This window comes from Bradyrhizobium sp. OAE829 (assembly GCF_040546575.1).
Lineage (GTDB): Bacteria > Pseudomonadota > Alphaproteobacteria > Rhizobiales > Xanthobacteraceae > Bradyrhizobium.
Map to the genome: position 1 here is coordinate 8,332,202 of NZ_JBEPOE010000001.1, position 20,325 is coordinate 8,352,526.

The following is a 20,325-nucleotide window of genomic DNA, read 5'->3' on the forward strand; positions in this document are numbered from 1 at the left end:
GCCAAAGCCATGCCGCATGCGACTTTTTCGCAAGCCTCCACCATCGCCATCAGTCCGTCACCTTTTCGCGCACTTTTCGTCCGTTGCGAGGCGGTCGTCCGCCCAAGGAGCTCCATCATGATCGGTTTGGTTCGCGCCGCAGTCGTTTGCGCCACGATGGCGCTTGGCCTGGTCGCAGCGCAGGCAGCAGATAAAGCCTTCAAACGCGACGATCTTGCGGATTCCGCGGTCAAGCTGGAGGCCCAGATCAAGAGCGAGGCGGGGCCGGTCGCCAAATCCAGCGCGACGCTGCGAACCGATGCGGATACCGCCTTCAAGCGTTCCGACTTCCGCACCGGCCTGCAAATCCTCGGACAGATCGCGGCCACCACGCCCGAGGACAGCGCCAACTGGCTCAAACTCGCCAAGACCATCTTCCAGATCCGTTCCGCAAGCTCGAGCGAACAGACCTTCCTGCTCGAGCGCGCCTCGACCGCGGCCTACATCGCCTATCAGCGCGCCGGCAACGCCGCCGAGGAGGCCGATGCGCTGGCTGTGCTGGGCCGGGCGATGTCCGACCGCAAGCTCTGGCGCCCGGCGCTGGATGCGCTGCGGCTGTCGCTCGATATGCGCGAGGTCGCCGAGGTGCGCGGCCAATATGAGAAGATGCGCGATCAGCACGGTTTTCGTCTTTTGGATTACACCGTGGACTCCGACGGCGCGTCACCGCGGGCGTGCTTCCAGTTCTCTGAAGATCTGGCAAAACGGGTCGATTTTGCGCCGTTCCTGGCGCTGGCCGGCACCGACAAGCCGGCGCTGTCGGCCGAGGGCAAGCAGCTTTGCGTCGATGGCCTGAAGCACGGCGAGCGCTACAACATCAATCTGCGTGCCGGCCTGCCGTCCACGGTCAAGGAAACCCTGCCGAAATCGGCCGAATTCAACATCTATGTCCGCGACCGCAAGCCGTTCGTGCGCTTTACCGGGCGCGCCTATGTGCTGCCGCGTACCGGCCAGCGCGGCATCCCGCTGGTCAGCGTCAATACGCCTGCGGTGAACGTCAACGTGTTCCGGATCGGCGACCGCAACCTGATCAATACTGTGATCGACAGCGACTTCCAGAAGACGCTGTCGAGCTACCAATTGAGCGATCTCGGTGACGAGAAGGGCGTCAAGGTCTGGACCGGCGAACTCGCCACCGCCAGCACGCTCAACCAGGATGTCATTACCGCGTTCCCGGTCGATCAGGCGCTGGGCGACCTGCAGCCCGGCGTCTATGTGATGACGGCGTCAGCCAAAGGCCCCGGCAGCGATGATGACGGAAGGCTGGCGACGCAGTGGTTCATCGTCTCCGACATGGGCCTGTCGGCGTTTTCAGGCAATGACGGCATCCACGTGTTCGTCAATTCGCTGGCATCCACCGAGGCGGTCGGCAAGGCCGAGGTGCGGCTGATTGCGCGCAATAACGAGATCCTGGCTACCCGCAAGACCGACGATTCCGGCCACGTGCTGTTCGAGGCGGGACTGGCGCGCGGCGAGGGCGGGCTGTCGCCGGCGTTGCTGACGGTCATGAGCGAGAAGTCGGACTACGCTTTCCTCAGCCTCAAGACCAACGCGTTCGACCTCACCGACCGCGGCGTGTCGGGCCGGATGGTGCCATCAGGTGCCGACGCCTTCGTCTATGCCGAGCGCGGCGTCTACCGTTCCACCGAGACCGTCTACCTCACCGCGCTGCTGCGCGACGGGCAGGGCAACGCGATGACCGGCGGGCCGCTGACGCTGGTGATCGAGCGGCCCGATGGCGTCGAATTCCGCCGCGCCGTGCTGCCTGACCAGGGAGCCGGCGGCCGGAGCATGGTGGTTCCGCTCAATTCCGCGGTCCCGACCGGGACCTGGCGGGTGCGCGCCTTCACCGACCCCAAGGGGTCGGCGGTCGGCGAGACCACCTTCATGGTCGAGGACTACATCCCCGAACGGATCGAATTCAACATCTCCAGCAAGGAGAAGATGATCAAAGCTGAAGTTCCAGTTGAACTTAAGGTCGATGGTCGTTTCCTCTACGGTGCGCCGGCTTCCGGTTTGCAGCTCGAAGGCGACATGCTGGTCACCTCGGCAGCCTCCGGGCGGCCGGGCTATCCCGGCTACCAGTTCGGCGTTGCCGACGAGGAAACCGCCAGCAACGAGCGCACCCCGATTGAGAACCTGCCGGAGGCCGACGCCAATGGCGTGGCGACGTTCCCGGTGTCGCTGGCCAAGGCGCCAACTTCGACCCGCCCGCAGGAGGCGCAAATCTTCGTCCGGATGGCGGAGGCCGGTGGCCGCGCCGTCGAGCGTAAGCTGGTGCTCCCGGTGGCGCCCGCCACGCCCTTGATCGGCATCAAGCCGCTGTTTGGCGAGAAGAGCGTCGCGGAGGGCGACAAGGCCGAGTTCGACGTGGTGTTCGTCGCCCCCGACGGCAAGCAATTGCCGCGCGACGGCCTGCGTTACGAGCTCCTGAAGATGGAATCCCGCTACCAGTGGTACCGGCAGAATTCGTCCTGGGAATATGAGCCGGTCAAATCGACCTCGCGCGTCGCCGATGGCGACCTGAGGCTGTCAGCCGACAAGGCGGCGCGCGTGTCGCTGGCGCCGCAGCCTGGCCGCTATCGCCTCGACGTCAAATCATCAGAGGCCGATGGGCCGGTCACCTCGGTCCAGTTCGACGTCGGCTGGTATTCCGACGGCAGCGCCGACACCCCCGATCTGCTCGAAACCTCGATCGACAAGCCGGAATACGCCTCCGGCGATACCATGGTGGTGTCGGTCAACGCGCGCACGGCCGGCAAGCTGACCATCAACGTCCTGGGCGACCGCCTGCTCACCACCCAGACCGTGGACGTCAAGGAAGGCACCCAGCAGGTCAAGCTGACAGTCGGCAAGGATTGGGGCACCGGCGCCTATGTGCTGGCGACGCTGCGCCGTCCGCTCGACGCCGCAGCCTTGCGGATGCCCGGACGGGCGATCGGCCTGAAATGGTTCGGCATCGACAAGAAGGCCCGCACCCTGCAGGTGGCGCTCTCGCCGCCGCCGCTGGTCCGCCCCGGCACCGCGCTGAAGATTCCGGTCAAGCTCGGCGGGCTCAACCCCGGCGAAGACGCCAAGATCGTCGTCGCCGCCGTCGATGTCGGCATTCTCAACCTGACCAATTACAAGCCGCCGGCGCCGGATGATTTCTATCTCGGCCAGCGCCGCCTCACGTCCGAGATCCGCGACCTCTATGGGCAATTGATCGACGGCATGCAGGGCACCCGTGGCCAGCTCAAGACCGGCGGTGACGGTGCCGGCGCCGAGCTGCAGGGCTCACCGCCCACCCAGAAACCGCTCGCGCTCTATTCCGGCATCGTCACGGTCGGCCCTGACGGGTCTGCCGAGATCAGCTTCGACATTCCGGAGTTCGCCGGTACCGCGCGTGTCATGGCGGTAGCGTGGAGTTCGACCCGGCTGGGCCGCGCCACGACAGACGTCACCGTGCGTGATCCCGTGGTGCTGACCGCAACATTGCCGCGCTTCCTGCTCAATGGCGACCGCGGCACCATGAGCTTTGATCTCGACAACGTTGAAGGTGCACCCGGCGATTACACCATCAGCGTCAAGACGACGGGCCCGGTGAGGGTGTCGGGTAATCCGAGCACCACGGTGAAGCTCGCCGCCAAGCAGCGGACCTCGATGTCGCTGGCGATCGACGGCGGCGGCGCCGGCACCGCCAATTTCGACGTCGACATCAAGGGTCCGAACGGCCTGGCGCTGGCGCGGCATTATGCGCTCGACGTCAAGGCGGCGACGCAGGTGCTGGCGCGCCGTTCGATCCGGACCCTGGCCAAGGGCGAGAGCCTGACGCTGACCTCGGACATGTTCACCGACCTGGTGTCGGGAACGGGCAGCGTGTCGCTCTCCGTCAGCCTGTCCACCGCACTCGATGCGGCGACCATCCTCAAAGCGCTGGATCGCTATCCGCACGGCTGTTCCGAACAGATCACCAGCCGCGCGCTGCCGCTGCTCTACGTCAACGATCTCGCCGCAGGTGCCCATCTGGCGATGGATACCGCGGTCGATCAGCGCATCCGGGACGCGATTGAGCGGCTGCTCGCACGCCAGGGCTCGAACGGCTCGTTCGGCCTGTGGTCGGCGGGCGGCGATGACGCCTGGCTCGATGCCTATGTGACTGATTTCCTGACCCGCGCCCGTGAAAAGGGCTTTGCGGTGCCGGATGTGCTGTTCAAGAGCGCGCTCGACCGGATCCGCAACTCCGTTGTCAACGCTAACGAGCCCGAAAAGGACGGCGGCCGCGATCTGGCCTACGGCCTTTACGTGCTCGCCCGCAATGGCGCCGCCCCGATCGGCGATCTGCGCTATCTCGCCGACACCAAGCTGAACAATCTGGCGACGCCGATTGCAAAATCGCAACTGGCGGCGGCGCTGGCGTTGGTCGGCGACAAGGCGAGGGCGGAACGCGTCTACGGCGCAGCGCTCGATGCACTGGCGCCGAAGCCTGTGATCGAGTTCGGCCGCGTCGACTATGGCAGCGCTTTACGCGATGCCGCAGCGCTGGTCTCGCTCGCCAGCGAAGGCAACGCCCCGCGGGCGACGCTGACGCAGGCGGTGCAGCGGGTCGAAGTTGCGCGGGGCCTTTCGCCCTACACCTCGACGCAGGAAAACGCCTGGCTGGTCTTGGCCTCGCGCGCGCTGTCGAAGGAGACGATGGCGCTCGATATCGATGGTTCGCCGATCAAGACGGCGGCCTATCGCAGCTACAAGGCCGAGCAGATGGTCGGCAAGCCGGTCAAGATCACCAACACCGGCGACGCACCGGTGCAGGCCGTGGTCTCGGTCTCGGGTTCGCCGGTCACGCCGGAGCCCGCGGCTTCGAACGGCTTCAAGGTCGAGCGCAATTACTTCACGCTCGACGGCAGGCCCGCCGATATCAGCAAGGCCAAGCAGAACGATCGCTTCGCGGTCGTCCTGAAGATCACCGAGGCCAAGCCGGAATACGGGCACATCATGGTGGCCGATTATCTCCCGGCCGGCCTCGAGATCGACAACCCGCGCCTGGTGTCTTCCGGCGACAAAGGCACGCTGGACTGGATCGAGGACGGTGAGGAGCCCGAGAATACCGAGTTCCGCGATGACCGCTTCACCGCGGCCATCGATCGCGCCAGCGACGATACGGCGGTGTTCACCGTCGCCTATGTCGTGCGCGCGGTTTCCCCCGGCAAATACGTGCTGCCGCAGGCCTATGTCGAGGACATGTACAACCCCTCGCGCTACGGCCGCACCGGCACCGGCACTGTGGAGGTGCGTCCGGCCAAATGAGCGAGATGGGGCCCATAGCACCGGCAAGCCCTCCGAAGGGCCGCTGGCGATGGATCAGGAAGGCAGCGGCGATATCGGCCGTCGTCAGCCTGATGACGGTCGGCGCGTTCACCGGCTGGGTCGCCTCGCTCGGCCCGCTGCCGCTGGAGCAGGCGCGCAAGGTCTCGACCTCGATCATCGACCGCAACGGCAAATTGCTGCGCGCCTATGCGATGCCCGACGGGCGCTGGCGGTTGCCGGTCGATGCCAAAACCGGTGTCGACCCCGGATATCTCAAGCTACTGCTGGCCTACGAAGACCGCCGCTTCCACGCGCATCGCGGCGTCGACCCGCTGGCGCTTGGCCGTGCCGCGCTTCAACTGGTGACGCGCGGTCACATCGTGTCCGGCGGTTCGACGATTACGATGCAATTGGCGCGGCTGATGGAGCCGCGGCGCGAGCGTTCGGTTTACGCCAAGCTGCGCCAGATGGTGCGCGCGATCCAGATCGAACGGCAACTGAACAAGGATCAGATCCTCGATCTCTATCTGGCGCTGGCGCCGTTCGGCGGCAATCTCGAGGGCGTCCGCGCCGCGTCGATCGCCTATTTCGGCAAGGAGCCGAAGCGGCTGTCGCTGGCGGAAGCGGCACTCTTGGTGGCGCTGCCGCAATCGCCGGAGACGCGCCGCCTCGACCGCCATCCCGAGGTCGCCCGCGCCGCGCGCGATCGCGTGCTGGAACGCATGGTGAATGAACAGCGCGTAAGCGAAGAGGATGCCGTTCAGGCCAGGGCCGTCGCCGTGCCCCGGCTGCGCAAGCCGATGCCGATCTTGGCGCCGCATTCCTCCGATCAGTCGATGGCGACGGTGAAGGATACGCTGGTCATCAAGCTGACGCTGGATGCAGGCCTGCAGAAGACCCTTGAAGCGCTGGCGCGCGACCGCGCGATTGCGCAGGGACCGAACATTTCGGTAGCGATGATCGCGGTCGACAACGAAAGCGGCGACGTATTGGCGCGGGTCGGCTCATCGGATTATTTCGACGAGCGGCGCGCCGGACAGGTCGACATGACCCGCGCGGTGCGCTCGCCGGGTTCGACGCTAAAGCCCTTCATCTACGGTCTCGCCTTCGAAGACGGCTTTGTGCATCCGGAGAGCCTGATCGACGATCGTCCGATCCGGTTCGGCTCCTACGCGCCCGAAAATTTCGACATGACGTTTCAGGGCACGGTTCCCGTGCGCAAGGCGCTGCAACTGTCCCTCAACGTGCCGGCGATCGCGCTGCTCGACCGCGTCGGCTCCAGCCGGCTGTCGTCGCGGCTGAAGCAGGCCGGCGGCAATCTGGTGCTGCCAAAGGATGAAGCGCCGGGCCTTGCCATGGGACTCGGCGGCGTCGGCGTTACCCTGCAGGATCTGGCGCAACTCTATGCAGGGCTGGCGCGGCTCGGCACCACCAAACCGCTGCGTGAGATCGTGATCGACAAGGACGAGCGCGATCCGATGCGCCTGATGGATCAGGCCGCCGCCTGGCAGGTCGGCAACGTCCTGATCGGCACGCCGCCGCCGGAAAACGGCGTGCACAACCGCATCGCGTTCAAGACCGGCACCAGCTACGGCTATCGCGACGCCTGGTCGGTCGGCTTCGACGGCCGCATCACCATCGGCGTATGGGTCGGGCGTCCCGACGGCGCGCCGGTGGCCGGGCTGGCCGGCCGTACCGCCGCCGCGCCGATCCTGTTCGACGCTTTCGCCCGCACCGGAAAGATACCGGCGGCATTGCCGAAACCGCCGAAGGGCGCGCTGATCGCTGGTAACGCCAAGCTTCCGGTGCCGCTCCGGCGCTTTCGCCCCGTCGGCGAACTGGTCCGCACCGGCAGCGATCAGGCGCCGCGCATCCAGTTTCCGCTGAACGGTTCACGGATCGATGTCGACCGTTCCAACGATGGGCAATTCTCGGCGATGCCGGTCAAGGTCGCCGGCGGTGTGCTGCCGCTGACCATGCTGGTGAACGGTATCGCGGTCGGCGAGATCGGCAGCCGGCGTCAACGCCTGGTCGAGCCGCCCGGACCGGGCTTTGCACGCCTCACCGTCATCGACGCGACCGGCGCCGCCGACACGGTGGTGATCCGGGTGCAATGAACAGGTACAATTTGACCGATCAGGCGCCCGGGGACACCGCCGGATAGCGGGAACTGCGGTGTTGTTTGCAGTGCGGTTTCATCGTATGCGAACAAGATGGTTGAAACCGTGCAACCCCGGCGATTTGGAGCAGGCCAACAGTCTGTGAAACCTGCGAATTCCAGCCGCAGGCTGCTCGCCGCGTTTGACTTCGCCACGGCCAGCCATTTCCGCGCGATCATCTTCCTGACGCTGTGCGCCATCGTGCTTTTCGTGCCCGGTTTCTTCACGATTCCGGCCATCGACCGCGATGAGGCGCGGTTTGCGCAGGCGACCAAGCAGATGGTCGAAAGCGACGAATATGTTGACATCCGCTTTCAGGATGACGTCCGCTACAAGAAGCCGGTCGGCATTTACTGGATGCAGGCCGCCGTGGTCGAAACCGCCTCAAAGCTCGGCCTGCCGCGGGCGGAATTGCGCATCTGGCTCTATCGCGTTCCCTCCCTGATCGGCGCGATCGGCGCGGTCCTGCTGACCTACTGGACGGCGCTCGCCTTTGTGACCCGGAGCGGCGCCGCGCTGGCGGCGTTGATGATGTGCAGCTGCGTCTTGCTCGGCGCCGAAGCGCGGCTGGCCAAGACCGATGCGATGCTGCTGCTGTCAGTCACCGCCGCGATGGGGGCGATGGCGCGGGTCTATCTGTCCTGGCAGCGCGGCGAGGACCCGGCGCGGCCGCCGTGGAGTTCGCCCGCGATTTTCTGGACGGCGCTGGCCGGCGGCATTCTGCTCAAGGGCCCGCTGATCCTGATGTTCGTGGGATTGACCATCGCGGCGCTGGCGATCCTCGACCGCTCGGCGGTCTGGCTGTGGCGCATGCGCCCGGTCTGGGGCCTGATGTGGACGCTGGTACTGGTCCTGCCGTGGTTCGTCGCGATTTTCTGGCGCGCGGGCGATGCGTTCTTCACCAACTCGCTCGGCGGCGACATGCTGAGCAAGCTCGCCGCGCAGGAGTCCCATGGCGCGCCTCCCGGCCTGTATCTGCTGCTGTTCTGGGTGACGTTCTGGCCCGGTGCGCCGCTGGCGGGGATGGCGGCCCCGGCTGTTTGGCGGGCTCGGCGCGAGCCCGGCGCGCAGTACCTGCTGGCGTGGCTGGTTCCGTCGTGGATCGTGTTCGAACTGGTGATGACCAAGCTTCCGCACTACGTGCTGCCGCTCTATCCGGCCATCGCCATCCTGACCGTCGGGGCGCTGGAGCGCCGCGTGTTGTCACGCTCCTGGCTGAGGCGCGGCGCGGCCTGGTGGTTTATAATCCCCGTGAGTACGGCCGTGATCGCGATCGTTGCGGCGATCAAGCTGACGCATCAGCCGGTGTTTCCGGCCTGGCCGGTGCTGGCGGCGGCGATGATCTTCGGCCTGATCGCCTGGTGGCTGTTCGAGGAAAGCCGCGCCGAGCGCTCGCTGTTGCATGCCGTGATTGCAGCGATGTGCTTGGCGATCGCCGTCTATGGCATCGTGTTGCCGTCGCTGACGACGCTGTTTCCTAGCGCAGGCATCGCACGAGCGCTGCGCAACGTCGTCTGCGTCGGACCGAAGGCCGCGGCTGCCGGTTTCCACGAACCAAGTCTCGTCTTCATGACCGGAACCAGTACGCTGTTGACCGACGGATCGGGCGCCGCGGATTTCCTGGGGCAGGGCACCTGCCGCTTTGCGTTGGTGGAATCGCGCTCGGAGCGCGGTTTTGTCCAGCGCGCCGAAGCGATCGGGCTGCGCTATAACGTTGCGACGCGTGTCGAGGGTTATAACATCTCGCAGGGCAAGGCGGTTTCAATCGCAATCTTCCGCTCCGAAGGCACAGAATAAGATGCCAGCGCCGACCGTCATCGCCGAATCCCAAAACTATCTTTCGCGCTTTGTGGTGCTGGGGTGGCGCTCGCTGGTCCAACTCGTGCGTACGCCGTCGCACTCGCGGCGGGCCGAGGCGGGCCGCCGGGCGGCGCGTCACGCATTGCTGCTGTCGGCCGGCCTCGGGGCCGCCATCATCGCGTTGATGTTCGTGCTCGATGCCTGGGAGATCGGCCAGATGCCGAAGCGGGGCACGCCCTCGCTGTGGTGGATGCGCATTGTCACCGATTTCGGCAAGGATGAATATGTGCTGGCGGCGCTGGGCGCGCTCTTGATCCTGGTTGCGATAGCAGCACCCGCGTTCCGAGGCATTCAGCGGTCCCTGTTGCTCGGTCTCGGCACCCGTTTGCAGTTTTTATTCTGCGCCGTGATGGTGTCCGCACTGATTACCGAAGTCATCAAATGGGCCGTCGGCCGCGGCCGGCCGTTCGTCGGCGGCGAAGGCAACGTGTTCCATTTCTCGCACTTCAACGGAACAGGGGCGTATTCGAGCTTCCCCTCGGGCCATGCGACCTGTGCTTTCGCGCTGGCCTTTGCCGTGTCGGCGCTTTGGCCGCAGGCGCGGACCACGATGCTCATTTATGCCCTCGTCATCTGTGTAACCCGCCTGGTGCTGCTGGCCCATCATCCCAGCGACGTGGTCGCGGGCGCGCTGGTCGGCACCATCGGCGCGATGTTCGTGCGCTACTGGTTCGCAGCGCGGCGGCTCGGCTTTGCAATCCACCGCGACGGCACAATTCTGCCACTGGTAGGGCCTTCCTCGGGACGCCTCAAAAGGGTTGCCCGGGGCGCATTCGCCCCATAAAAGCGGACGCCGCAAAGGCCCGATGGAACCGGTTCCGGTTTCAGGTCCATGCAAGCCGTTCCAACCCCAGCCCAACCGATGAGTGCCAATTTGCCTTCTTCCGACCCAGCCGCGGTCGCCGTTTCCATCGTTGTGCCCGTGCGCAACGAGGCCGACAACGTCGCGCCGCTGATTACGGAAATCACGGCCGCGCTGGATGGCCGCTGGGCCTATGAGATCATCTATATCAATGACGGCTCGACCGATTCCACGGCCGAGCGGCTCAAAGCGCTGATGAAGGTGCACGGCAATCTCCGGCAGCTCCGGCATGAAAAATCCTCCGGACAATCGGCTGCGGTGCGCAGCGGCGTTCGTGCGGCGCGGGGCGCCATCGTGGCGACGCTCGACGGCGACGGACAGAACAATCCGGCGTTTCTGCCGGATCTGATTTTGGCGGTCGAAAGCGGCGGCGGCCGCATCGGCCTTGCCGCGGGCCAGCGGGTCGGACGCAAGGACACCGGTTTCAAGAAAATGCAGTCGCGGATCGCCAATGCCGTGCGCAACGGGATTTTGCGCGACGGCACCCGCGACACCGGGTGTGGGCTGAAGGCATTTCCGCGAGAGGTATTCCTGTCGATGCCTTATTTCGACGGGCTGCATCGTTTCCTGCCGGCGCTGGTGCGCCGTGAAGGTTTTGACATTGCTTACGTCGATGTGATCGACCGCCCGCGCCATTCAGGCGTATCAAATTATGGCTTCTTTGATCGGCTATGGATCGGGATCATGGATCTGGCCGGCGTCTGGTGGTTGATCCGCCGCAAGAAGTCGACGCCCGTTGCGACCGAGGTGACCTGATGCTGATTCAATACGGGCAGGCGCTCGGCGATTACCTTTACGACGTGTTCGTCGCCAAGTTCGATTTCTGGCTGGCGTTCGGCCTGGTCGCGCAATTGCTGTTCACCGCGCGCTTCCTGGTGCAGTGGATCTCGAGCGAGCGCGCCGGACAGAGCGTGGTGCCGATGGCGTTCTGGTTCTTCTCGATGGGCGGCGGGATGATGACGCTGGTCTACGGCGTCGCCAAGCGCGAACCCGTCATCATCCTCGGCCAGTCATTGGCCACCATCATCTACATCCGAAACATCATGCTGATCGTGAAGAACCGCGCCAGCGCGTCGAAGACGCTGGATCGCTAACCGCTGCGTCCCGCGGCCGGTGCGGGCAGCGCCGCCATGTCGCTTTCGGTAGCACGATAGGCCGCCAGTTCACCGGCGGCATCGAGCACGGGGTAGGCGACCGAGCAGATATGGGAGTGAATCCGCCGGAGATCGCGCAGCACGTCGAGATGAAGCGAGGTGGTCTCGATGCTCTCGGGCCGGCCCTCGCGCAGCCGGTCGAGATGCCGCTCGGTGGCGGCAAGCTCGGTGTTGCGCAAAGCGGCCTTCTCGGCCAGCAATTTGCGGGCCTCATTGACGTCGCCGGACATGAAGACGCCGAATGCGATCCGCAGCGAATCCATCGTGCGCTTGTGGAAGGCCGAGAGCTCTTCGGCGCCCTCGGCCGAGAACTGGAACCGGCGCTTGATCTTCTTGGTCGCAAGCTCGCTCAAATTCTTGTCGATGATGTCGCCGATATGTTCGAGGTTGATGGCGAAGGAGACGATCTCCATCGCCCGCTGTCCCTCGCGCTCGTCGAGGCTGCCACGGGTGAGCTTGGTGACATAGAGCTTGATCGCCTCGTCGAGGCTGTCGACGCTGTTGTCCATCTGCGACACCTGGTCGACCAGCGCCCGGTCGTTGGTCATCATCGCCGCCATCACCTTGCGCAGCATGACCTCGACATGGTCGCCCATATGCAGCGTTTCGCGCGCGGCGTCCGCCAGCGCGAGGGAAGGGGTCTCCAGCGCGCTCTCGTCGAGATAGCGCGGCCGGAGCGGGTCGGTCTCCCGGACGCGCGTCGGCAGCAGCTTTTTCAACAGCCGCGCCGTGCCGTCGAGCAGGCCGATGAAGACGATCGCGGTCGCGACGTTGAACGCGATGTGGAACTGGGCCGTGGCCTTGGCGGGGTCCGGCTGCCACGACTGCAACAGTTCCGCGATCGGGTTCAGGAACGGCGCCACCAGTGCGATCCCGATCACCCGGTTGGCAAGATTACCCAGCGGCAGGCGGTAGCTGGCGGGGTTGTCGCGGCGGGCGCCTTCGACAATCGGATTGATCGCGCTGCCGAGGTTGGCACCGAGCACCAGCGCCAACGCCGCTACAGGTGTAATGAAATGTGCAAATGCCAGCGACATCACCAAGAGCACGCTGGCGACGCTGGAATGCACCACCCAGGTGACGACGGCACCGACGACGATGCAGAGCACGGGATCGCCGGTGATGGCGTTCATGAACACACGCATGCCCGGCGCGTTTTCGGCCGGCGCCAGCGTGTCGAGCAGGATGTGCAGAGCCAGCAGCATCAGCCCCAGCCCGATCGAGACGCGGCCGATATCCTTGATGCGCGAGCGCGGCCCGGTGCGGAAGGCGACCAGACCGATGATGAACAGGACGGGGGCGGCGGCGGCGATTTTGAACGACAGGATCTGCACGATCAGCGTGGTGCCGACATTGGCACCGAGCATGATGGCAAGCGCCGGCACCAGGCTGACCAGGCCTTCCGACGTGAACGAGCTTGTGATCAGCGCCGTCGCGGTGCTGCTTTGGAGCAGCGCCGTCAGACCGAGGCCGGCCGCAAAGGCGGTGAAGCGGTTGTTGAGCCCTTTTGCCAGCAATTGACGCAGGTCAGGGCCGAACGCGCGCAGGATCCCGCTGTGGACCATGTGCAGGCCCCACAGCAGCAGCGCAACGCCACCCATCAGGTCGAGAAGAACAACGGTTCCCATGCGAATAATTTCCGGCAGCGCGAGTCGAAAGTTCAGGCTATCGCCAAAAGGCTGCGGATCAACCCTTTAATTTGTCGAAAATTGCTGGCGTGGCGGCGGGCAGAGAACGTGCCGGCAGGAGCCAAAGGCAGCTATCGATGGCGCGGTCGGCGTGGCTTGCCGAACCCGCGAGCGCGTCTGTGAAAGCGCAGGGTAAGCAGAGCTGGAAAACAACCGCTACATTTCGATTACATTGCGATCGGTTCCGCTAGGCCAATTCCAACAATTCTTCTGTAAACGAGAGACACCAATTTTCTCGATCAGGGCCAGGGGCAAAGATGTTAGCGAATCGCCGCAGAAGCGAACGACGTGTGTGCAGAAACTTTGCGAAGATACAGTTTGGGACCGGCGGACTGCCGCGCGACTGCATGATCACGGACGTGTCGGACGGCGGAGTGAAGATTATCGCCGAATATCCGGAGATTCCCCCCGAGTTCACCGTGATTTTCTCGACCGGTCAGCGGCCGCGCCAGTGCAAGCTCGCATGGCGGATCGGCTGCGAACTCGGCGCTCAATTCGTCGACTAGTACAGGAATGCGGCGAGGCCGGGATCAGAGCCCGGCCCGTAGGCGCGTGGCCGATGCTGAACAGGTCGTTGCAGCCGCCCAATACCGTAAAGACGGCCTGCTTAACCCGAATTTAGGGTTAAGCTGTGAGCATTCTGGGCAGTCGCCGACGCGGGTCCAGTAAATGTTCCAGAAATTGTTCCAACCATCTGAATTCGCGCGACTTCTTGCGTGTACATCATCCGCGGCGATTCTCGCACTGGGGCTTAGCGGCTGCCAGACTGCGTTGACGTCGTCGGACGTTACTGGCTCGCTCGGCGAGAAAGCCGAAACTAGCCGCGCCGCCGACCCGCGCCGCGACGTAGAGGTTTCCGAGGCGCGCTATCGCGCCAACCCGAAGGATGCCGACGCGGCCCTGCAATACGGCAAGGCGCTCCGCGCCACCGGACAGAAGTCGCAGGCGGTCGCGGTGCTTGAGCAGGCGACGATCGCCCATTCCGGCAACAAGGCGCTGCTCGCCGGCTACGGCCGGGCGCTCGCCGACAATGGCAATTTCCAGCAGGCCTTCGACGTGCTCGGCCGCGCCCACACCCCCGACAATCCGGATTGGCGGATACTCTCCGCGCAAGGCGCGGTGCTCGACCAACTCGGCCGCTTCGAGGAGGCGCGGCAGTATTATTCGAGCGCCCTGAAGATCACGCCCGACCAACCGTCGGTGCTGTCAAATCTCGGCCTGTCTTACGTGCTTTCAAAGGACCTGCCGAAGGCGGAGGAGACGTTGCGCCGCGCCCATGGCCGTGCGGGTAACGATCCGCGCGTGCGGGCCAATCTGGCGCTGGTGGTCGGCCTGCGCGGCAATACGGCCGAGGCTGAAAAGATCGCGAAGGCCGACCTTCCGCCCGAGGAAGCGGCAGCCAACGTCGCGCAGTTGAAGCTGATGCTGTCGCGCAAGGAGAATGCGCGCGCCGAGATGGGCGGCAAGGCACCAGGCGCTGGGTCCGGACGCTCGAATTGACCGCGGGCGAACGGGCGGCGGCGTCGCCCGCCGCGCCTTAGCGGCTGCCGCCGGCGCGCAGCCTATTGATGATCGGCATGATCGGCGCTAGCAGCGAACCGCGTGATCTCTTGGTCACGGCGTGACCCGTCAGGCGTTGCGCCATCTGCAGGAACATCGTGGTGGTACGGTGACCGGCGGAGATTTGCTGGATCATCTGGCCGTTATTGGCCGCCATGCCGAACATCTTTGAATCGAACGGGATGGTCGCAATGGGCTGGCTCTCGATCGCCTTGGCGAATTCGCGCGGGGTGATTTCCGGGCGCTTGTGCATCCCGACCTGGTTGAGACAATAGAGCGGCGGCCGATCGTTGGGCCGGGCTGCCTTGAGCACGTTCAACATGTTCTTGGCATTGCGCATGTTGGCGAGATCAGGCTCGGCAACGATCAGAATATCGTCCGCACCGACCAGCGCGCGCTTGGTCCACGCCGACCATTGATGCGGGACATCGAGCACGATGCAGGGAGTGGTCATGCGCAGCGTATCGAAGATCGCATCGAAGGCATCCGCGCCGAAATCGTAGACCTGTTCGAGCGTCGCGGGGGCCGCCAGCAGGCTGAGACGGTCGGAGCATTTCGCGAGCAGGCGCTCCATCAGCGCGCTGTCGGGCCGATCCTGCTGGAACAGCGCGTTGGCGATGCCCTGTATCGGGTCCTGGTTGTAGTCGAGGCCGGCGGTGCCGAACGCCAGATCGAGGTCGATCACGACGGAATCCAGCGCCAAATCGCGTGCGATCGCCCAGGCCACATTGTGCGCTACCGTGGATGAACCGACGCCGCCCTTGGCGCCTACGACGGCAACGATCCGGCCGACCGCAACGGCTTCGGACGAGGAAAACAGGCTGCAGATCGCGCGCACCACGTCGAGGGTTTCGACCGGCCCGACCACGTAGTCGCTGACGCCGCGCCGCACCAGTTCGCGATAGGGCGTGACATCGGTGGCGCTGCCGATCACGACGACCCTTGTGCCGGCGTCGCAGACGGTGGCGAGTTCGTCGAGGCCGTCGAGCATGTCGCTGGAGCCTTCGGTTTCCAGCATGATCACGTTCGGCGTCGGGGCCTTGTGATAGGCATCGATGGCGGCCGCGATGCCGCCCATATGAACGGACAGATGAACCTTGCCGAGGCGACGGTCTTCGCTGGCCGACCTCACCGTTGCGGCAGTCGCAACCGTTGCGCAAAAGGCCTGCACAGACACGCGCGGCGCCGGCGAAATGTATTCATCGGCGGGCGGCGTAAGGTCGTGCTCTTCTTCGGAGTCTTTTCGGGACCGGTTGATCATTTACCTGTATCGCTCAGTTTGGCTTTGTCGGATTCGGGATAGGTGGTCGTGGTCGACACACCCTTGCGGTATTTGTCGAAGGCTGCGTTGCGCCGCATCGTGTAGGCGGGGGTTTCGGGCCGCGGCTGCTCGAGGTCCGCCGGGTTGTCGATCATGGCGGCGAGGTTGCGTTGGGTGGCGCAGCCAAAATTGTGGTACGGCCGGTTTTCATTGTAACCGGTGTCGTAGATGTTGGGACCGAGGTCCTCCGGCCACAAGCCGCAAGGGCCGGCCACCGCGGAGATCTTGGGATAGATCAGCTTGATGGTCGGAAGCGTTTGTGGGCTATCCGGTTGATAATGACGGAGCCTGATCGCGGTTGACGGCACGCCGCCTGCGGTCAGCATCGCGCGGATTTCCTGGTACGTTGCCTCGGCCGCGCGGGCATTGGCGGTGTTGACCGGCACGTCGGCGATGATCGCGCCGGTGCCTTCGCGGGCCCAGGTCTGGGCCAGTCCCATGACGTCGTTGCGCTGCGGGGCCGAGAGGCCGCCGCGGCCTTGCCCGACGAAAATGACGATCGAGCGGTTACCTTCCTGAACGGCGATCGGATGCCGCTGGCGGTAATCGGTGGGAACGGTCGCGGTCACGATCTCGCCGGTCTGCTGGCAGGCCCCCAGCGCAGCGGACAGGCCGACCAGCGCGCCGAGCAGTCGCCAGCTGTGACGGCGATCGACTTTCGTTTGGGTTGTCATCGTTCTGTCCTCATCCCCGTCCGTGGAGCCGTGCCGTCTCAGTCAATGATGAAGCCGAAATTGCCCTCATAGGCGCCGACCGGCCCGACGCGGGCGGCAAGGCCATAGATCCGGTTGATGCGGGCCAGCAGCGTCGATTGGGAATCGGACGCCGGTGCAAACCCGTCATCGGGCCGGGACAATTCCTTCTGGGCAACCGCTCGGACCACATAGGGCGTGACGAGAACCATCAATTCGGTCTCGTTGTTGACGAAGTCCTGGCTGCGGAAGAGGGCGCCCAGGATCGGGAGCTGGTTGACGCCCGGCAATCCGTTGACCGCCTGCTTGGTCTGCTGCTGGATCAGGCCGGCCATCGCCATCGAACCGCCGGACGGGATTTCCAGCGTGGTCTCGGCGCGACGGGTCCTGATCGAGGGAATCGTCAGCGCAGCGCCGTTTTGGTTCAGGGTGATGGCATTGTCGGTCGACAGTTCGGAGACTTCGGTCATCACCCGCAGGCTGATCCGTCCTTCGCTGAGCACGACAGGCGTGAAGTTCAGGGAGATGCCGAATTTCTTGTACAGGATCTGCGTCGTACAGATATGCGTGACGGGATCGCAGGAATAACCGGCGGGGATCGGAAATTCGCCGCCGGCGATGAAGGTCGCGGACTCGCCGGATATCGCCGTCAGGTTCGGCTCTGCCAGCGTGCGGACCACGCCGGCGGATTCCATCGCGCGCATCGTCGCGGTGACCGTCGGCAGCCCCTTGAGGATGCTCGAGGCGGCGAGGCCATTGTCAGCCACCAGCGGACGGCCGTAGGCGGTGAAGGGATTGTTGTTGTTGAAGTTCACGACGGCGGTGCCGTAATTCATGCTGGCACTGAGATCGACGCCCATCTGCTTGATGATGTCGCGGCGCACTTCGGAAACGTTGACCTTCAGCATCACCTGGTCGCGGCCGCGTACGGCGATGGAATTGACGACCTTGTCGGCACTGCCGACCAGCCGCGCGGCGAGGTCGCCGGCCTGCTGGGCCTCGATCGGGCTCGATACCGAGCCGGTCAGGATGACGCCTTCACCGACGCCTTCGATATTGATCCCCGGCAGCGTTTGCCGGAGCGCCGCCCGCACACCGTTGAGGTCGCGCTTGACCGCGATGTCGTAGGAGCCGACCTGCTGGCCGTCGGCATCGAAGAACACCACGTTGGTCTGGCCGACCGCAGCGCCGATGATATAGGCGCGCTGCGCCGAACGAATGACGGCGTTGGCGATCTTGGGATCCGCGACCAGCACATCCTTCACGTCGCGCGGCAGATCGACTACCACGGACTTGCCGACGCCGAGGGAGAGGAAGCGTTGCTTGACCGGGCCGATCGCAGAAGTCGTCACCGGATCGTTGCCCGAATCCCTGGACAGCTCCCTGGCCAGATCCCTGTCGAGCTCGGCCGCCACGACAGATGCCAACGGGCTGAGCGCCAGCGTGGCGATGGCCGAAAACAACAAGGCCCCGACCGCAGCCGTTCGCATCGGTGACTGATTACCCCCGAACTTCATTCCCCGCGTCCTTTCGGTCACTTCTGTGCCGTCGATTGGCTCGCAATGCCGTTGCGAACCACGTTGATGCTTGAGCCCCGCTTCGGGGCCTTGCCGACCAGCGCGTTCATGCCCTCTTTTTTCTTGGGGGCCTGGTCGATCGCCAGCACGCGGATGTTGGTCAGGATGATTTCCGATCGGCGCGCGATCGAGCCGGATTTGGCGACGAGAAGCTTCGTGGTCGGCAGCTGCGCGACCGGCTTGGCAGCGGCGGGTTTCTCGTCCGATCCGCGGGCGAGATGGGCCGCAACGCCGCCCGCACGGAGAGCGTTGGCCAGAACTACGATACGAGCCGCATTCATACGCTTTACTGTCTACTCTTACGCTGGGCGCCATCATCCGCATGGCGTCGACGGCCGTCCCACCCGGCATGACTAACGGGGCAATGGTATAAGGGAACTTGAGGGCTGAAGGATTTGGTGGCGAGAAAGGCGGCATTCGCCGTCATGGTGAACGCGCGGTTAGTCCGCGCCTGCAAGACTACGGATTTCTACGGATAAGACCGTCGCGGCGCGCGCCCGTCATCGGTCACTGAGCAACAGCAGATCGCGAGATGGTTTGAAGAAATCGCGGGGCTGGCCAACGGCTGAGGTCATCGACATTCACGGCCCCGATGGGAAGCCGCAGCCTCAGGCTGCCTGCCGCCGATTTGGTCGCGGTGCAATAAACTCGCGCACTCGCGCGGAATGACCAGACTTTCGTAGTGCTCCAGGGCCTTTGCGTCGCGGCCTGAGGTGACCGGCCTGGTTTGGGGTTTTTTCGGGTTGGACGGTCTGGCGGCCGAAAAACTCAGGCGTTCGCGCCATCAAAGACGTTTTGCCGCAGCCACGACAGATCGCCAAAACACCGCCGGACGGTGGGGGCGGGGCCGGTTTAATTACTCACAGAATGCAGAAGTCGGCCGTCAACCCCTTGACCCGGCTCGCCAGTCGGATTGTGATACGGCACAACTACCAGTCGCCGCACGTTGAGGGGCCTGCCGCGACCTACGATCCCTGTCCGACCGTATTGCGTGTCAAACTGCCGGGTCAGATTGGCGCTTTTTTGGGCGGGGGATCATCGGGTTGGCCCAACTGCGTTCGAGGACGACAAGCCAACGTTCCCGCACGACCCCTGAAAGGCCTTGCCCATGAAACGCGTATCCCTGGTTTTCACCCTTGCCGTTGCCGCCGGCCTTTCGGCCCAGGCCGCCTCGGCGCAAACCCTCAAAACGGTCAAGGACCGTGGCATGCTTTCCTGCGGCGTCAGCCAGGGATTGCCGGGGTTCTCGTCTCCGGACGACAAGGGCAACTGGACCGGGCTGGATGTTGATATTTGCCGAGCGATCGCAGCCGCGGTCTTCAACGATCCGAGCAAGATCAAGTTCGTGCCGTTGTCGGCCAAGGATCGCTTCACCGCGCTGCAGTCCGGCGAAATCGACGTGCTGTCGCGCAACACCACCTGGACGCTGTCGCGCGATACTTCGCTTGGCGCCAATTTCACTGGCGTGACCTATTACGACGGCCAGGGCTTCATGGTGAAGAAGGCGCTGAAGGTGAATTCCGCGCTGGAATTGAACAGCGCGTCGGTCTGCGTGCAGCAAGGCACTACCACCGAGCAAAATCTCGCCGACTACTTCAAGGGTAACAACATGAAGTACGAGGTGATCGCATTCGGTACCAACGACGAGGCCGTCAAGGCCTATGAGTCCGGACGCTGTGACGTCTTCACGACAGACGTGTCCGGCCTCTATGCCGATCGTTTGAAACTCGCGAACCCAGCCGATCATGTTGTGCTGCCGGAAGTGATTTCGAAAGAGCCGCTCGGCCCGATGGTGCGCCATGGCGACGACCAGTGGTTCGACATCGTGAAATGGACGCTTTACGCGATGATCACCGCGGAAGAGCTTGGCATTACCCAGAAGAACGCCGACGAGATGGCGAAGTCGGACAAGCCGGAGATGAAGCGGGTATTCGGCACCGACGGCAATCTTGGCGAACAGCTCGGGCTTACCAAGGATTGGGTCTCGCGGATCGTGAAGGCGGTCGGCAATTACGGCGAGTCCTTCGAGCGCAACGTCGGCGCCGGCTCCAAGCTTGGAATTGCCCGCGGCATCAACGCGCTTTGGAGCAAGGGGGGTATCCAGTACGCGCCGCCGATCCGCTGATC

14 protein-coding genes are annotated in these 20,325 nt (G+C 64.5%); 9 read left to right on the top strand and 5 right to left on the bottom strand.

The window, feature by feature from the left end; all coding sequences use genetic code 11:
- The first annotated feature begins 117 nt into the window (after positions 1-117).
- The 6 genes from ABIE49_RS39680 (at position 118) to ABIE49_RS39705 (ending at position 11,300) form a co-directional block, all read left to right on the top strand.
- Complete coding sequence (locus tag ABIE49_RS39680; RefSeq protein ID WP_192735818.1) at positions 118-5,325, top strand: alpha-2-macroglobulin family protein; 5,208 nt, start codon at positions 118-120, stop codon at positions 5,323-5,325.
- A gap of 53 nt (positions 5,326-5,378) precedes the next feature.
- Entirely contained in the window at positions 5,379-7,442 is a 2,064-nt protein-coding gene (gene pbpC / locus ABIE49_RS39685; protein WP_502916017.1) for a penicillin-binding protein 1C, read from the top strand.
- 96 nt (positions 7,443-7,538) lie between these two features.
- Positions 7,539-9,281, top strand: a complete 1,743-nt coding sequence (locus tag ABIE49_RS39690; protein WP_192735819.1) for an ArnT family glycosyltransferase — start codon at positions 7,539-7,541, stop codon at positions 9,279-9,281.
- 1 nt (position 9,282) lies between these two features.
- Positions 9,283-10,128: a phosphatase PAP2 family protein gene (locus ABIE49_RS39695; protein WP_192735820.1), complete on the top strand. Its 846-nt coding sequence runs from the start codon at positions 9,283-9,285 to the stop codon at positions 10,126-10,128.
- 78 nt (positions 10,129-10,206) lie between these two features.
- Positions 10,207-10,962 carry a glycosyltransferase family 2 protein gene (locus tag ABIE49_RS39700; protein WP_192735821.1) on the top strand — a complete coding sequence of 252 codons (756 nt, stop codon included), beginning with the start codon at positions 10,207-10,209 and terminating at the stop codon, positions 10,960-10,962.
- The gene (locus ABIE49_RS39705) at positions 10,962-11,300 is read left to right on the top strand and encodes a lipid-A-disaccharide synthase N-terminal domain-containing protein (protein ID WP_192735822.1); all 339 of its coding nucleotides are present in this window, start codon (positions 10,962-10,964) and stop codon (positions 11,298-11,300) included. The genes ABIE49_RS39700 and ABIE49_RS39705 overlap by 1 nt, the downstream gene beginning before the upstream one ends.
- Here the strand turns inward: ABIE49_RS39705 and ABIE49_RS39710 are convergent.
- Positions 11,297-12,988, bottom strand: coding sequence for a Na/Pi cotransporter family protein (locus tag ABIE49_RS39710; protein WP_192735823.1), 1,692 nt, complete (start codon positions 12,986-12,988; stop codon positions 11,297-11,299). The two genes, ABIE49_RS39705 and ABIE49_RS39710, sit on opposite strands and share 4 nt — an antisense overlap.
- A 317-nt stretch (positions 12,989-13,305) precedes the next feature.
- Here ABIE49_RS39710 and ABIE49_RS39715 point away from each other — a divergent pair, with 317 nt between their 5' ends.
- Positions 13,306-13,554: a PilZ domain-containing protein gene (locus ABIE49_RS39715; RefSeq protein ID WP_192735824.1), complete on the top strand. Its 249-nt coding sequence runs from the start codon at positions 13,306-13,308 to the stop codon at positions 13,552-13,554.
- Between the two features lie 163 nt (positions 13,555-13,717).
- A complete protein-coding gene (locus ABIE49_RS39720; protein WP_192735825.1) occupies positions 13,718-14,548 on the top strand; it encodes a tetratricopeptide repeat protein in 831 nt (276 codons plus the stop codon).
- Positions 14,549-14,585: 37 nt separating this feature from the next.
- Here ABIE49_RS39720 and ABIE49_RS39725 read toward each other — a convergent pair whose 3' ends face one another.
- Genes ABIE49_RS39725 through ABIE49_RS39740 form a run of 4 tightly spaced genes read right to left on the bottom strand, consistent with a single transcriptional unit; the run spans position 14,586 to position 18,479 of the window.
- Complete coding sequence (locus ABIE49_RS39725; protein ID WP_192735826.1) at positions 14,586-15,869, bottom strand: CpaE/TadZ family protein; 1,284 nt, start codon at positions 15,867-15,869, stop codon at positions 14,586-14,588.
- The gene (locus ABIE49_RS39730) at positions 15,866-16,603 is read right to left on the bottom strand and encodes a CpaD family pilus assembly protein (RefSeq protein ID WP_192735827.1); all 738 of its coding nucleotides are present in this window, start codon (positions 16,601-16,603) and stop codon (positions 15,866-15,868) included. Before ABIE49_RS39730 ends, ABIE49_RS39725 begins: the two co-directional genes overlap by 4 nt.
- 38 nt (positions 16,604-16,641) lie before the next feature.
- Positions 16,642-18,138: a type II and III secretion system protein family protein gene (locus tag ABIE49_RS39735; protein WP_192735828.1), complete on the bottom strand. Its 1,497-nt coding sequence runs from the start codon at positions 18,136-18,138 to the stop codon at positions 16,642-16,644.
- 17 nt (positions 18,139-18,155) lie between these two features.
- Positions 18,156-18,479 carry a hypothetical protein gene (locus ABIE49_RS39740; RefSeq protein WP_192735829.1) on the bottom strand — a complete coding sequence of 108 codons (324 nt, stop codon included), beginning with the start codon at positions 18,477-18,479 and terminating at the stop codon, positions 18,156-18,158.
- 827 nt (positions 18,480-19,306) lie between these two features.
- Between ABIE49_RS39740 and ABIE49_RS39745 the strand changes: the two genes are divergently transcribed.
- Positions 19,307-20,323, top strand: a complete 1,017-nt coding sequence (locus ABIE49_RS39745) for an amino acid ABC transporter substrate-binding protein (protein WP_192735830.1) — start codon at positions 19,307-19,309, stop codon at positions 20,321-20,323.
- Positions 20,324-20,325: the final 2 nt, after the last annotated feature.

Bases quoted from the DNA above. Each gene is read 5' to 3' on its own strand.
- ABIE49_RS39735 (WP_192735828.1), bottom strand. From the start codon at position 18,138: ATGAAGTTCGGGGGTAATCAGTCACCGATGCGAACGGCTGCGGTCGGG.
- ABIE49_RS39730 (WP_192735827.1), bottom strand. From the start codon at position 16,603: ATGACAACCCAAACGAAAGTCGATCGCCGTCACAGCTGGCGACTGCTC.
- ABIE49_RS39700 (WP_192735821.1), top strand. From the start codon at position 10,207: ATGAGTGCCAATTTGCCTTCTTCCGACCCAGCCGCGGTCGCCGTTTCC.
- ABIE49_RS39715 (WP_192735824.1), top strand. From the start codon at position 13,306: ATGTTAGCGAATCGCCGCAGAAGCGAACGACGTGTGTGCAGAAACTTT.
- ABIE49_RS39710 (WP_192735823.1), bottom strand. From the start codon at position 12,988: ATGGGAACCGTTGTTCTTCTCGACCTGATGGGTGGCGTTGCGCTGCTG.
- ABIE49_RS39725 (WP_192735826.1), bottom strand. From the start codon at position 15,869: ATGATCAACCGGTCCCGAAAAGACTCCGAAGAAGAGCACGACCTTACG.
- ABIE49_RS39695 (WP_192735820.1), top strand. From the start codon at position 9,283: ATGCCAGCGCCGACCGTCATCGCCGAATCCCAAAACTATCTTTCGCGC.
- ABIE49_RS39745 (WP_192735830.1), top strand. From the start codon at position 19,307: ATGAAACGCGTATCCCTGGTTTTCACCCTTGCCGTTGCCGCCGGCCTT.
- ABIE49_RS39690 (WP_192735819.1), top strand. From the start codon at position 7,539: ATGGTTGAAACCGTGCAACCCCGGCGATTTGGAGCAGGCCAACAGTCT.
- ABIE49_RS39720 (WP_192735825.1), top strand. From the start codon at position 13,718: ATGTTCCAGAAATTGTTCCAACCATCTGAATTCGCGCGACTTCTTGCG.
- ABIE49_RS39680 (WP_192735818.1), top strand. From the start codon at position 118: ATGATCGGTTTGGTTCGCGCCGCAGTCGTTTGCGCCACGATGGCGCTT.
- ABIE49_RS39705 (WP_192735822.1), top strand. From the start codon at position 10,962: ATGCTGATTCAATACGGGCAGGCGCTCGGCGATTACCTTTACGACGTG.
- ABIE49_RS39740 (WP_192735829.1), bottom strand. From the start codon at position 18,479: ATGAATGCGGCTCGTATCGTAGTTCTGGCCAACGCTCTCCGTGCGGGC.